This window comes from Flavobacterium erciyesense, from assembly GCF_018069925.1.
In the GTDB taxonomy this organism is placed as follows: Bacteria; Bacteroidota; Bacteroidia; order Flavobacteriales; family Flavobacteriaceae; genus Flavobacterium; species Flavobacterium erciyesense.
On sequence record NZ_JAGPXB010000005.1, the window covers coordinates 66,363 to 79,232 of the forward strand.

A 12,870-nucleotide genomic window follows, 5' to 3' on the forward strand; every position below is an offset into this window, starting at 1 on the left:
ATTAAAAATGATATTGACAACGAAACCCCACCAACAATTTTGAAATCAGAGTCCGAATTTACTGCACCCTAAAGACCTGCGTTTTTTTATTTAGGACCACAGCAATCCTCTTTTAAAGACACTCACTCCCGCCATTCGCTATATCTTGTGCCGGCATAAATGCCACCGTCACAAGGATGCCGCTGCTGTCGGGGGTAATGAGACGAGTTTATTTAATTTGCTATTTAGCCAATATTTGGCAATTAAAAAAGTGAGATCATTTTTCTCAAGTTCAAATCCAATTCTTCATTTTTAATCACGCCTTTTGCAAGATCGAAATTATCATTAAAACTAGGTAACGAAAAAGTTGCTTTCACATCGGCTCCGTAGCGCGGAAAAGCATTTTTAGCAATTTCTAAAACCGAAGCGCCACCACGTGCTCCCGGCGAAGTAGCTAGCAATAGCATTGGTTTGTCTTGAAAAACTTTGGGAGTAATTCGAGAACACCAATCGTAAATATTTTTAAAGACCACCGAATAATTGCCATTATGCTCCGCCATTGACACCACCAACAAATCAGCTGTAGAAAGCGTATGTAAAAAGGCTTTAGCTAGTTCATGCTGCCCAATTTCGGCTTCTAAATCAACGCTAAAAAGCGGCATTTGATAATCGTTTAAATCTACAACTTGTACTTCAGTTGCACTAAACAAACTTGCCGCGTAAGTTGCCAAGTGTTTATTAATTGAGTTTTTACTGCTGCTAGCGCCAAAAGCGATTATCTTCATAGGATTGGTTTTAGAATCATAATTTAGAGTCTTGAATTTATCAGACTTTTGTAAAAAAGTAAACTTACAATTTTTTCAAACGCAACAGAAACGGATTAATAGAGAACTTTTAGTAAAACTGTTTTTTTTTTATATCTACGCTTCTTAAAAATACGAATTAAAAAACTTAAGTTCGATTTCTACTGATCTGGTTATTTTGACTTACTGAGGAAAGAAGTATCTCCGTGCGTTGAGCAACTTGTTTAGATTCCTCCTTCGTCGGAATGACAAATTTGGGCTTGTTTTGTTCTTATTCTTTGTCATGCTGAGGAACGGAAGCATATCCGTGTTGTGTGCAACTGATTGGGCTTCCTCCTCCGTAAGAATGACAAATTTGGGCTTGTTTTGTGCTGTTACTTTGTCTTCCTGAGGAACGAAGCATCTCCGTGAGGCGACATCAAAAACTAATTGCAACCAACGAATTTATAAGAAACGCACCTACCCCCGATTGCAGCGGAAAGCATTTTTAGCTAAAGTCACTATTTTTTCTTGCACTAAAAGAGCGACCAACGGAAGCTCCTTTTGGGGCTTAGAAAAAGTGACTTTAGCTAAAAATCTTGAAGCGGAAAGCGGGATTGGGTTCAAAAAAAAAGTCGAAAGCTATTACTAACTTTCGACTTTTCTATTTTGACTTGTGACCAATTAAAAACTAGACGTTAAATCTAAAGTGCATTACATCACCATCTTTTACAACGTATTCTTTGCCTTCAACTTTAAATTTGCCAGCTTCTTTGCATTTAGCTTCTGAACCATAAGTAACATAATCCTCATAAGAAATCACCTCGGCACGAATGAATCCTTTTTCGAAATCAGTATGGATTACTCCTGCTGCTTGCGGTGCAGTTGCACCAATATTAATGGTCCAAGCGCGAACCTCTTTTACACCTGCAGTAAAATAAGTTTGCTGTTTTAGCAATTTGTATGCAGCACGAATTAAAACAGATGCACCTGGCTCTTCAAGTCCCATATCTTCAAGAAAAACTTGACGCTCTTCGTAGCTTTCTAATTCGGTAATATCAGCCTCGGCTCCTACTGAAAGGATAATTACCTCAGCATCTTCATCCTTTACCAATTCTTTTACTTGGTCTACGTATTTGTTTCCGTTTACAGCTGAATTCTCGTCAACATTACAAACGTACAATACTGGTTTTGCAGTGATTAATTGAAAAGCCTCCATTAAAACCTCTTCGTCATTGCTTTGAGGAACGATGGTACGGGCTGATTTTGCTTGAAGCAAAGCATCTTTAATACGGTCTAAAAGTGCTTTTTCAGTTTGCGCTTCTTTGTTACCTGTTTTTGCAGCACGATTTACTTTTTCTAAACGCTTTTCAACTGTTTCTAAATCTTTTAACTGCAACTCGATATCAATAGTTTCTTTGTCGCGAATTGGGTTTACATTACCATCTACGTGTACAATATTATCGTTATCAAAACAACGTAAAACGTGAATAATAGCATTACACTCTCTAATGTTTCCAAGAAATTGATTTCCTAAACCTTCGCCTTTACTTGCTCCTTTTACCAAACCTGCAATATCAACGATATCTACAGTCGCCATTATTACGCGTTCTGGTTTTACCAATTCTTCTAGTTTGTTAATTCTTGGATCGGGAACATTTACCACACCAATATTTGGTTCAATGGTACAAAAAGGAAAGTTAGCACTTTGCGCTTTTGCGTTTGACAAACAATTGAACAAAGTTGATTTTCCAACATTAGGTAACCCTACAATTCCTGCTTTCATGTGTAAATACTTTTTCTATAATAAAGAGACTTGCCACTTGTTTCGGGCAATGCCATTAATTGATTTTTACTGTTTTAGACCACCTTACAAAAAATAAAGAAGGTAGCTTATTGCTAAAAGTTGGCAAATATACCATTTTAAAATAGGTTTTCAATACGCAATAGAAGGCTTAAAACAGTAAGAACTGTTAAAATCGAAAAAAAATCAAAATTTGATACTAATGTTTTGTTAAAAGATATATATCTTGCAACCAAATTCTAATCAAACCAAAAAAATCACAACGTATTATGAAAAAATTCGCATTTTTATTAATTCTATTAAACATCTCCTTTGCCTTCGCACAGAAGCAGGTTTCGGGAGTTGTAAAAGACAACAGCGGCAACACACTCCCAGGAGTAAATATTGTTGAAAAAGGAACGCAAAACGGAGTATCAACAGATACTGATGGTTCGTACAAGATCAAAGTAAAAGATGGCGCAACCCTTGTATTTAGTTACGTGGGCTTTAATAAAGTAGAAAGAGCCACTACTGAAGCTATAATTAATGTGGTTATGTCAGAAGAAGGTGGGCAAAACTTAAATGAAGTTGTAGTAACAGGAACTAGAACAGCTCCTCGAAGCAATACTACTTCAGCACTACCTATAGATGTATTGTCTTCAAAAGACTTAACTTCAACAGGACAAGCCACTTTTGATAAAGCTTTACAGTACAAAATACCTTCATTTAACACAGTGCAAACTCCTGTTAATGATGCAACTTCATTACTTGACCCGTATGAGATTAGAAATATGGGACCAAGTAGAACGTTGATCTTAATTAACGGTAAAAGAAAAAACTTAAGTTCTTTATTGTATGTGCAAACTTCTCCAGGACGCGGTGAAACAGGATCTGATATCTCAGCGATTCCAACTGACGCAATTGAAAAAGTAGAGATTTTACGTGATGGTGCTTCTGCGCAGTACGGCTCTGATGCGATTGCAGGTGTAATGAACATCATCTTAAAGAAAAACACAAATGGCCCATCGGTAACTATGAGGAGTGGAATGACATCGGAAGGTGATGGAGAAATGATCGGTATTAGCTTAAATAATGGTTCTGAGGTAGGTGAAAAAGGATTCATCAACTATACAGTAGATTTTTCTAAAGTAAACCTTGCTAACAGACCCGGTAAAGTAGATGCGGCTGGAGAAGCAGCTGATTTTGGAGCATCACTAGCAGATGTACAATCGTTTTTAGCATTAAAACCAGATGCAGGAAATATCAATGGATCACCTGAAACCGCTGCTGCTAAATTTTTAGTAAATGGTGGATTTGGATTATCTGACGACACTTCATTATACTATAATGCGGCTTATGTTTACAAAAAAGTAAATTCATTTGCCAATTACAGAACACCATATTGGAGAACTTTGGCTGATTATCCTTTCTTAGCTGATTTCTTCGGAAACGGAACTGCAGCTTCTTACAAAGGTTATGTACCTACTTTCACAGGAGATTTGAACGATTACAACGCAACATTAGGTTACAAAGCCGTGAAAAATGGTTGGAATACTGACGCAAGTATTACAGTTGGAGGAAACTCTCAGACGTACAGTGTAGAAAATTCATTTAACCGCTCTGACATTCAAGATGAGGATGGTAACAATGTTTACTTAGAGAATAGCCCTATCACATTCAAGCCTGGAGGAACTTCTTTCAATCATATTGTGGGTAACTTAGATATTTCTAAAAACTTATCTGACAAAGTTAGTATTGGATTTGGATCAGAAATTAGAACAGAAACTTTTGAAGTAACAGAAGGTGACAAAGCATCTTGGGACGGAATTGGAGCTGACTCATTTGCAGGAAACAGACCTGAAAATTCTGGAAAATGGAACCGTTACAATTTAGGAGCTTACTTTGATTTAGCTTATGACGTTACCGAAGATTTCTTAATTAATGGAACACTTCGTTACGAAGATTATAGCGATTTTGGTGGAGCTACAGTTTGGAAAATTAGCTCTAGATATAAATTTTTAGATGACAAAATTACTTTTAGAGGATCAGTTTCTACTGGATTTAGAGCACCAACTTTGCACCAGATTTATACTCAAAAAGCACAATATTCATTTGTAGCTGGTCAAGGAATTCAAGTAAGTGGTATCATTAATAACGTTTCACCACAAGCACGTATTTTGGGTGTACCACAACTAGATGCTGAAAAATCAACTAACATTACTGTTGGTTTTGGCGCTAAACCTTCTAAAAACTTTAGCCTTACGGTAGATTACTACAATATTAAAGTGAAAGACAGAATTGTTTTAGGTGACAGACAAGACACTCAATTTGGTAACATCGCTTACTTCTCTAATTCATTTGATTCTAGAACAGCAGGTTTAGATGTCGTAACAAACTACAGTAACATTCTACTAGGAGAAGGAAAATTAGGATTCAATTTATCTGGTAACGTGACTTTCCAAAATGAAAGAATTTCTCCTGTAACAAACAATTCATTTGGAGCAACTTTAGATGCATTGATGTTTACTTCAAGACCAGAAACTAAATGGATTTTGGGAGCAAACTATGAAATTGGCAAATTTGGTTTTTCTTTGAATAACACCTATTTCGGAAAATCAACTTTCAAACAAGATGGTATGAATGCAAACTTAAGAACTGAGTTTACACCAAAAATTGTTACTGATTTAGGAGTTACGTTCTCTGCTACTGATAAATTGACTTTAGCTTTAAATGTAAATAACCTTTTGAATGTTTTACCAGAATGGAATTTCAAAGCTGAAAATGCAGCTGGTGTAGCGATCTTAAATGACCCAGCACAAGTTAAAACACAATCTAACTTGATCACATTTAACCAACGTTACTCTCAAATGACTTACGATGGATACCACTTTAGTCAATTAGGAACGATGTTTAATTTATCTTTGAACTACAAATTCTAATTTTAGAATACCCAAATAACAAAAAAAAAGGACTATCGAAAGATGGTCCTTTTTTTCTTCACATTCGCAAAATAATAACCACAAAAAAACCTGAGATATTCTCAGGTTTTTTTATGCTTTAAAATAAAAAGCTATTATTCGTTATGTAAAAAAGCTTGTCTGTTTAACAATGTTTCTTCGCTTTCTACGTGATTATCATCAGGCACACAACAATCAACAGGACAAACTGCTGCACACTGTGGCTCATCATGAAATCCTTTACACTCGGTACATTTTCCAGGAACGATGTAATACACCTCGTCAGAAATTGGAGTTTGAGCCGCTTCGGCATCTACTTCAGTTCCATCAGGAAGAATAATCGTACCCGATAATTTAGTTCCATCCTTGTACCTCCAATCATCTGCACCTTCGTAAATTGCTGTATTTGGGCACTCTGGTTCGCAGGCCCCACAATTGATGCACTCGTCTGTTATAATAATTGCCATGATATATAATTTTTAAAGTCTGACGGTCTGCTGGCAACGATCAATTTCTTTTGAACGCTAGACCTTTGACTTTAGACATATTTATGCTTATTTTTGTGCAAAATTACAATCAAAACAATTCATAAGCAAACATTATGACATTAGAAACAAAAAAAAGTATTTTTGTTGCATTAGGTAAATTTCTCGGACAATTTACAGCCGACAACACCTCAAAAAATGATGCAGTTTTGCATAACGATACTTTTTTTGACTCGTTTCATGATTTGATTCATTTGTCACAAAGCCATAACGGCTGGTACACTCCCGAGAATGTATATTATGCCATTAATTCATGGGCGCAAGCATTAACTCCTGAAAATTTAGATCAGTGGTTAAAATCGTATGAAATTGAGAAGCAACAACCAAAAACTATTGCTTTAATATTGGCAGGAAATATTCCGTTAGTTGGTTTTCATGATTTTTTATCGGTTTTAATTTGCGGTCATAATGTGGTTGTTAAAACCTCTTCAAACGACCAGCATTTATTGCCATTTTTGGCTAAATATCTCATTGCAATTGAGCCTGAATTTGCCACTAAAATTGCTTTCGTTGAAGGCAAATTAGAAAATTTTGACGCTGTAATTGCAACCGGAAGCAACAATACAGCACGTTATTTTGAATATTATTTTAAAGACAAACCCGCTATCATTAGAAAAAGCCGTAATTCGGTAGCCGTATTGACAGGCAACGAAACTGCAGCACAACTCCATGCCTTGGGCGAAGATATTTTTAGGTATTTTGGTTTAGGTTGCCGTAACGTTTCTAAACTGTTTGTTCCAAAAGATTACTCGTTTGTTCCGTTCTTTGAAGCGATTTTTGCCTACCAAGATGTAATTCATTACGAGAAATACGCCAATAATTACGATTACAACAAAGCCGTTTTCTTGATGAGTAATTTTAAATTGCTTGACAATGGCTTTTTGACCATTAAAGAAGATGTGAGTCATGCCTCGCCAATTTCGAGTGTATTTTATGAATATTACGATAACCTTGATGAACTCAAAAATCGTTTAGAAAACGAAAAAGACCTACTACAGTGCATTGTATCAGATGATTTGATTGAAAACAGTGTAGCCTTTGGCGAAACTCAAAATCCGCGATTGTGGAATTACGCAGATAACATCGATACAATTTCATTTTTAACAAGTTTGCCGTAGAAAAAAGTGTAATTATTCCGAATTAAATAGTCCTTATTAAGCAAGTATTGCCGAAATTTGCACTTTAATTTTTTGGATATAAACTACACCATGAAAAAACACAACTACAGCGCAGGACCTTGCATTTTACCGCAAGAAGTTTTTGAAAAATCAGCACAAGCCATCCTTAATTTTAACGACTCCGGACTATCACTATTAGAAATCTCACACCGAAGCAAAGACTTTGTAGCAGTGATGGACCAAGCAAGAGCTTTGGTACTTGAATTATTAGGCCTTGAAGGAAAAGGCTACCAAGCTTTATTTCTAGCAGGAGGAGCAAGTTTAGAATTTGTTATGATTCCTTATAACTTAATGAAAGTAGACGGAAAAGCTGCCTATTTAGATACGGGTACTTGGGCAGCAGGAGCTATCAAAGAAGCCAAACTATTTGGTGAAACCGTAGTGGTAGGATCTTCAAAAGACGATAACTACAACCACATCCCAACCGGTTATAGCATTCCTACTGATGCCGATTATTTTCACTGCACGAGCAACAATACCATTTTTGGTACACAAATGAAAACTTTTCCAACTACTGAAGTGCCGGTAGTGTGCGATATGAGTTCGGATATTTTCTCGAGAGTATTAGATTTTTCTCAATTTGATTTGATTTATGCAGGCGCACAAAAAAACATGGGGCCTGCTGGAACTACACTTGTTGTGGTAAAAGAATCAATCCTAGGGAAAAGCGGACGCGATATACCAAGCATGTTGGATTACAGCAAACATATTAAAGCCGAAAGTATGTATAATACGCCACCTGTTTTCCCGGTGTACACTTCATTATTGACTTTGCAATGGTTAAAAAATTTAGGTGGAATTGCTGCCATTGAAAAGCAAAACAACGCTAAAGCAAATTTGTTGTATTCAGAAATTGATCGCAACCCATTGTTCAAAGGCGCCGCTGCCGTTGCGGATAGATCAGCGATGAATGCTACTTTTTTATTGAATGATGAAGCACATGCGCCAATTTTTGATGAAATGTGGAAAGCAGCTGGTATCTCTGGACTTCCGGGTCACCGCAGTGTAGGTGGTTACCGTGCCTCTATGTACAACGCATTACCTCTTGAAAGTGTACAAGTTTTAGTTGATGTGATGAAAGCTTTAGAAACGAAAGTATAATAGCCCAGAAAAAACGAACTACAAAAGCAATAGGCTCTAGCCCCGATTGTAATGGAAATCCTTTTATGTTTTTTCTTTAAAAACATAAAAGATTGCAATGGAAAGCGGGAAATAGCTCCTAAAAAAATAAATAACTAGAAAATCGTTCTGGATTTTTAAAATATAAAAAAATGAAAGTATTAGCAAACGACGGAATTTCAAAAAGCGGAATTCTTGCCTTAGAACAAGGCGGATTTGAAGTAATTACAACCAAAGTAGCTCAAGAGCAAGTGGCTAATTTTGTTAATGAAAATAATGTGAGCGTTGTTTTGGTGCGTAGCGCAACCAAAGTTCGTAAGGATATTATTGATGCTTGTCCGGGACTAAAAATTATTGGTCGTGGTGGCGTAGGAATGGATAATATAGATGTAGATTATGCTAAAAGCAAAGGCATTCATGTGATCAATACACCGGCTTCCTCATCAGAATCGGTTGCAGAATTGGTATTTGCACATTTATTTACAGGAGTACGTTTCTTGCATGATTCGAATAGAAATATGCCACTTGAAGGCGATACGAACTTTGACGGACTTAAAAAAGCATACGCAAATGGTATTGAACTTAGAGGCAAAACATTAGGAATTGTTGGTATTGGCCGCATTGGTCAAGCTACTGCAAAAATGGCTTTGGGCTTAGGCATGAAGGTAATTGCAGCGGATAGTTTTATTCCTCAAGTGGATGTTACTGTATCGTTTTTTGACGGTCAATCAATTACTACTACTATTGTAACTCAAAGTTTAGAAAGCGTTTTTAAAGAAGCTGATTTCATCACTCTTCACGTACCTGCACAAGACGGCTATATTATTGGTGAAAAAGAATTGAGCATCATGAAAAACGAAGTGGGCATTGTAAACTGCGCGCGTGGCGGTGTAATTGATGAAGTAGCTTTGGTAAAAGCCTTGGATAGCGGCAAAGTATTGTTTGCAGGATTAGACGTTTTTGAGAGCGAACCAACTCCTGAAATGGGCATTTTAATGCACCCAAAAATTTCGTTAACACCACATATTGGTGCAGCAACTGGCGAGGCTCAAGACCGTATTGGTACTGAATTGGCACAACAAATCATCAGCCTTTTGGCATAACAAAATAGGATTTCAGGCCTTACTTAAAAAGGATTTATTTCAATGAAATAAATCCTTTTTTTTATTTAGCTTTGAAAACTAAACAACATCAAAACCTATGTTAGAACAATTAACCCAATTAGCACAACAGTTTGGAGTAGAATCAGTTGTAAAAAACAATGCAATTCCAAACGAACAAAACGATGCCGTAATTCAAGAAGCAAGTGGTTCTATTTTTTCTGGCTTACAAAAAATAGCTTCAGAAGGCGGCGTGGAACAATTAGCATCACTATTTCAAGGTAACAATGCTCAAAACGCAACCAATCCTGTAGTTCAAAAACTAACCGAACAACTCACAGGAAGCTTGGGTCAAAAATTTGGAATTAATAGCGAAACCGCAGCTGGTGTGGCAGCAAACTTAATTCCGCAAATCCTTAGCTCGCTAGTCAACAAAGCCAAAGATCCTAACGATAGTAGTTTCCAAATTTCGGATATCATAGCTGCTATTTCAGGAAGCGGAGCAAATGGTTCTAGCATTATGGATGCAGTTTCTAAGTACGGTGGCCAATTTGGCCTAGATCAAAATGCAGACGGAAAAGTAGATATTAGCGATGCCATGGCTGCTGTATCTGGTAAAAGTGGCGGCATTGGCAGTATACTTGGAAAGCTATTTGGCAAATAAAAACATTAAAAATCACTCAATTGGGTGATTTTTTTTTGTTAAATATTTAGTAATAGGTGTTTTTATATTGTACTTTTAAAATAAAAATCATGACGATCAAAAAAACCTCTTGGATTTTACTTGTATTTGCACTCGTTATTCTTAGCTGTACCGCTGTAAAGCCACATGATACAAGTTTTAAAAAGCCAACCGCAACAGTAGGCGATACCGTTCGTATTGCCAATGAAGAGTTAGAATACGAAGTGATCATTATTGAACCTGGATTTAATGCTTGGCTGACTTCTGTAGCTCTGCCGCGCAATTACCATTCACAGTCGTTTTTAGAAAGCAAAAATTTTATGTATGTAACTGAGTGGAATAACCGCGCTAGACAGCCAATGCGATACAATCCTAACTTATACGAAATGCCAATTAATTACGATCCAAATATTAACTACGGCTACGAAGTGAATTATCTTATTTACAATTACATGATTTATTTTCAAAACACATACAAACAGCAGCTTTATGGTTTTGTTCCGGTGAGATAATGTCAGTATATTTGTATCGACTATTAAACAAAAATGAATAAACTCAAACAACGTTGGGGTGTTACTAGCAATTACCAACTAACGATAATTTTTATTGTTTTCGCTATCACGGGCTCTGCCTCTGCATGGCTTTCTAAGCCTCTGTGCGTTTGGATAGGCATTACCAAAGAAACTCTTGGTTGGGGTTATTATCCGCTAAGATTCTTATTAGTATTTCCTATTTATCAGGTTTTGTTGGTACTAATAGGTTTTATATTCGGGCAATTCAAATTCTTTTGGACATTCGAAAAGAAAATGCTTCGCCGTATTGGCTTGGGATTTTTATTAAAAGAATAAAAAAACGCCTCATTGGGCGTTTTCCTTTTTGATAACATATTTATATAGCCAAGCTAGTGTAAAGGTGGGTACAAAATCAGAGAATGGCAACACCTCTTCGACAAATGCCAAAATACCACCAACTTTTCCTAAAGTTCCTTTGTACATTCGAGTCATTAAAAATCCAGCGAATGGCGCCCAAATTACATCTGAAAATTCGCCAAGAAACGGAATTGTTAATGACAACATTCCGATAGCATCAAATATAATACTCAGAGCCAAAAGACGCATTTTGGAATGGGTTTTAGGAATAGCAACAGACTTATTCATTTGTATTACTTTTTAATATTTCACAAAGCAGTTACAAATCTAATGCCAATTATTTTTTGAGCTTGTCTTTGTACATTTTTTGCAATTTCTCAATTTTAGGGGTAATTACGTAACTGCAATAACCTTGCGTTTTATTTTGATTGTAATAATTCTGATGGTAATCCTCAGCAACATAAAAAGCAGTAGCCGGAGAAATTTGAGTTACAATAGGCTTCCCAAAAGTATTTTCGCTAGTCATTAACGCAATGTAATCTGTGGCTAATTGTTTTTGAGCCTCATTGTGGTAAAAAATCTCGCTGCGGTATTGTGTTCCTGAATCAGCACCCTGACGATTCAATGTTGTTGGATCGTGTGTGGCAAAAAATATTTCTAGCAATTCGCCATACGTTATTTTTTTAGGATCAAATGTAATTTCAATCGCCTCGGCATGGCCTGTCATACCGCCGCTTATTTCTTGATAAGTCGGATTCAATGTGCGTCCGCCAATGTATCCTGAAACCACTTTAGTTACGCCATCTAGCTGTAAAAATACCGCTTCGGTACACCAAAAACAGCCACCCGCAAATGTGGCTACATCCCAATCTTTTTGAATTTCCATATTATTTTTTTCTATACTTTTAGGTACTATTACTGTTTTTTCTTTGGCACAAAATGAAAAAGGAAGTAATGCCAAAAAAACACCTATCATTTTTTTCATAGTGTAATTTTTAAATCAAAGTTACAAGATATGCAACAGTCCTGCCCTCGTTCTTAACTAAAGTTTATCGTTTGTTAAACTAAAATTACAAAGGATCTATTTAATAATACTTAAAATCTTTGTTTCTTTGTCAAAACAGTTTCAAAAAATGATCCAAGCTACCAATTTGCATAAATATTACGACCAATTACACGTTCTAGAAGGAGTCGATTTACATATTAAACAAGGTGAAATCGTATCAATTGTAGGCGCGTCAGGAGCCGGAAAAACAACTTTGCTACAACTATTAGGTACCTTAGACAAACCCACTGTAGCGGCAAGCAAGCATCATGCAGCGCTAGGCGAATGCTCATTACTAATCAACGGGCAGGATATCACGAAAATGAAAGACACGACTTTGTCGCAATTTAGAAACCTCAACTTGGGTTTTATTTTTCAATTTCATCAACTTTTACCAGAGTTCACTGCACTTGAAAACGTATGCATCCCCGCTTTGATTGCCAAAAAATCAAAAAAAGAAACCGAGGGCGAAGCGATCAAACTCCTCACCTATCTTGGTTTAGCGCACCGCATTCATCATAAACCGAACGCACTTTCTGGCGGAGAGCAGCAGCGTGTGGCAGTCGCTAGAGCTTTAATCAACAAACCAGCTGTGATTTTTGCCGATGAGCCATCAGGGAATTTAGATACCGCCTCAGCCGAAAATTTGCACCAGCTATTTTTTAAATTGCGTGACGAATTCGGACAGACTTTTGTCATCGTAACACACAACGAGGAGCTAGCCAATATGGCCGACAGAAAATTAATTATGGTAGACGGGCAAATTAGTAATTAGGAGCTAATTAGCTCCGCTGAATCTTCGATTTCCAGCTATCCACTATATTCCCGATC

Annotated in this window: 13 protein-coding genes; 8 read left to right on the plus strand and 5 right to left on the minus strand. The window is 36.7% G+C overall.

The annotated features are described in order from the left end of the window. Positions 1-242 precede the first annotated feature (242 nt). On the minus strand, positions 243-764 hold the full coding sequence (locus KBJ98_RS07205) for an NADPH-dependent FMN reductase (RefSeq protein WP_210789078.1): 522 nt from the start codon (positions 762-764) through the stop codon (positions 243-245). A gap of 688 nt (positions 765-1,452) precedes the next feature. Then, entirely contained in the window at positions 1,453-2,547 is a 1,095-nt protein-coding gene (gene ychF, locus KBJ98_RS07210; protein WP_210789081.1) for a redox-regulated ATPase YchF, read from the minus strand. Between the two features lie 287 nt (positions 2,548-2,834). Here ychF and KBJ98_RS07215 point away from each other — a divergent pair, with 287 nt between their 5' ends. After that, entirely contained in the window at positions 2,835-5,483 is a 2,649-nt protein-coding gene (locus KBJ98_RS07215; protein ID WP_210789083.1) for a TonB-dependent receptor, read from the plus strand. 134 nt (positions 5,484-5,617) lie between these two features. Here KBJ98_RS07215 and KBJ98_RS07220 read toward each other — a convergent pair whose 3' ends face one another. After that, positions 5,618-5,968: a 4Fe-4S dicluster domain-containing protein gene (locus tag KBJ98_RS07220; RefSeq protein WP_166137409.1), complete on the minus strand. Its 351-nt coding sequence runs from the start codon at positions 5,966-5,968 to the stop codon at positions 5,618-5,620. Between the two features lie 134 nt (positions 5,969-6,102). Between KBJ98_RS07220 and KBJ98_RS07225 the strand changes: the two genes are divergently transcribed. The 6 genes from KBJ98_RS07225 to KBJ98_RS07250 all read left to right on the plus strand — a co-directional run bounded on the left by KBJ98_RS07225 (position 6,103) and on the right by KBJ98_RS07250 (position 10,973). Then, positions 6,103-7,164: an acyl-CoA reductase gene (locus KBJ98_RS07225; protein ID WP_210789085.1), complete on the plus strand. Its 1,062-nt coding sequence runs from the start codon at positions 6,103-6,105 to the stop codon at positions 7,162-7,164. Between the two features lie 90 nt (positions 7,165-7,254). Continuing rightward, the gene (gene serC / locus KBJ98_RS07230) at positions 7,255-8,325 is read left to right on the plus strand and encodes a 3-phosphoserine/phosphohydroxythreonine transaminase (protein WP_210789087.1); all 1,071 of its coding nucleotides are present in this window, start codon (positions 7,255-7,257) and stop codon (positions 8,323-8,325) included. A 170-nt stretch (positions 8,326-8,495) separates the two neighbouring features. Beyond that, positions 8,496-9,446 (plus strand): D-2-hydroxyacid dehydrogenase, encoded by a 951-nt coding sequence (locus KBJ98_RS07235; RefSeq protein ID WP_210789088.1) that lies wholly within the window; start codon positions 8,496-8,498, stop codon positions 9,444-9,446. A gap of 97 nt (positions 9,447-9,543) precedes the next feature. Further along, a complete protein-coding gene (locus KBJ98_RS07240) occupies positions 9,544-10,107 on the plus strand; it encodes a DUF937 domain-containing protein (protein ID WP_210789089.1) in 564 nt (187 codons plus the stop codon). 95 nt (positions 10,108-10,202) lie between these two features. Then, positions 10,203-10,637 carry a DUF6146 family protein gene (locus tag KBJ98_RS07245; protein WP_210789302.1) on the plus strand — a complete coding sequence of 145 codons (435 nt, stop codon included), beginning with the start codon at positions 10,203-10,205 and terminating at the stop codon, positions 10,635-10,637. Between the two features lie 33 nt (positions 10,638-10,670). After that, the gene (locus KBJ98_RS07250; protein ID WP_166137394.1) at positions 10,671-10,973 is read left to right on the plus strand and encodes a DUF6787 family protein; all 303 of its coding nucleotides are present in this window, start codon (positions 10,671-10,673) and stop codon (positions 10,971-10,973) included. Positions 10,974-10,982: 9 nt separating this feature from the next. On the opposite strand, the gene KBJ98_RS07255 is transcribed toward KBJ98_RS07250, so the two are convergent. After that, positions 10,983-11,282 carry a hypothetical protein gene (locus KBJ98_RS07255; protein ID WP_210789090.1) on the minus strand — a complete coding sequence of 100 codons (300 nt, stop codon included), beginning with the start codon at positions 11,280-11,282 and terminating at the stop codon, positions 10,983-10,985. Between the two features lie 49 nt (positions 11,283-11,331). Next, positions 11,332-11,979 (minus strand): peptide-methionine (S)-S-oxide reductase MsrA, encoded by a 648-nt coding sequence (msrA, locus tag KBJ98_RS07260; RefSeq protein ID WP_210789091.1) that lies wholly within the window; start codon positions 11,977-11,979, stop codon positions 11,332-11,334. Between the two features lie 148 nt (positions 11,980-12,127). On the opposite strand from msrA, the gene KBJ98_RS07265 reads away from it, so the two are divergent. Further along, positions 12,128-12,814, plus strand: coding sequence for an ABC transporter ATP-binding protein (locus KBJ98_RS07265; protein ID WP_210789092.1), 687 nt, complete (start codon positions 12,128-12,130; stop codon positions 12,812-12,814). Positions 12,815-12,870: the final 56 nt, after the last annotated feature.

Coding starts and splice junctions, on each gene's coding strand:
- serC (WP_210789087.1), top strand. CDS start 7,255: ATGAAAAAACACAACTACAGCGCAGGACCTTGCATTTTACCGCAAGAA.
- msrA (WP_210789091.1), bottom strand. CDS start 11,979: ATGAAAAAAATGATAGGTGTTTTTTTGGCATTACTTCCTTTTTCATTT.
- KBJ98_RS07250 (WP_166137394.1), top strand. CDS start 10,671: ATGAATAAACTCAAACAACGTTGGGGTGTTACTAGCAATTACCAACTA.
- ychF (WP_210789081.1), bottom strand. CDS start 2,547: ATGAAAGCAGGAATTGTAGGGTTACCTAATGTTGGAAAATCAACTTTG.
- KBJ98_RS07235 (WP_210789088.1), top strand. CDS start 8,496: ATGAAAGTATTAGCAAACGACGGAATTTCAAAAAGCGGAATTCTTGCC.
- KBJ98_RS07255 (WP_210789090.1), bottom strand. CDS start 11,282: ATGAATAAGTCTGTTGCTATTCCTAAAACCCATTCCAAAATGCGTCTT.
- KBJ98_RS07220 (WP_166137409.1), bottom strand. CDS start 5,968: ATGGCAATTATTATAACAGACGAGTGCATCAATTGTGGGGCCTGCGAA.
- KBJ98_RS07265 (WP_210789092.1), top strand. CDS start 12,128: ATGATCCAAGCTACCAATTTGCATAAATATTACGACCAATTACACGTT.
- KBJ98_RS07240 (WP_210789089.1), top strand. CDS start 9,544: ATGTTAGAACAATTAACCCAATTAGCACAACAGTTTGGAGTAGAATCA.
- KBJ98_RS07215 (WP_210789083.1), top strand. CDS start 2,835: ATGAAAAAATTCGCATTTTTATTAATTCTATTAAACATCTCCTTTGCC.
- KBJ98_RS07205 (WP_210789078.1), bottom strand. CDS start 764: ATGAAGATAATCGCTTTTGGCGCTAGCAGCAGTAAAAACTCAATTAAT.
- KBJ98_RS07225 (WP_210789085.1), top strand. CDS start 6,103: ATGACATTAGAAACAAAAAAAAGTATTTTTGTTGCATTAGGTAAATTT.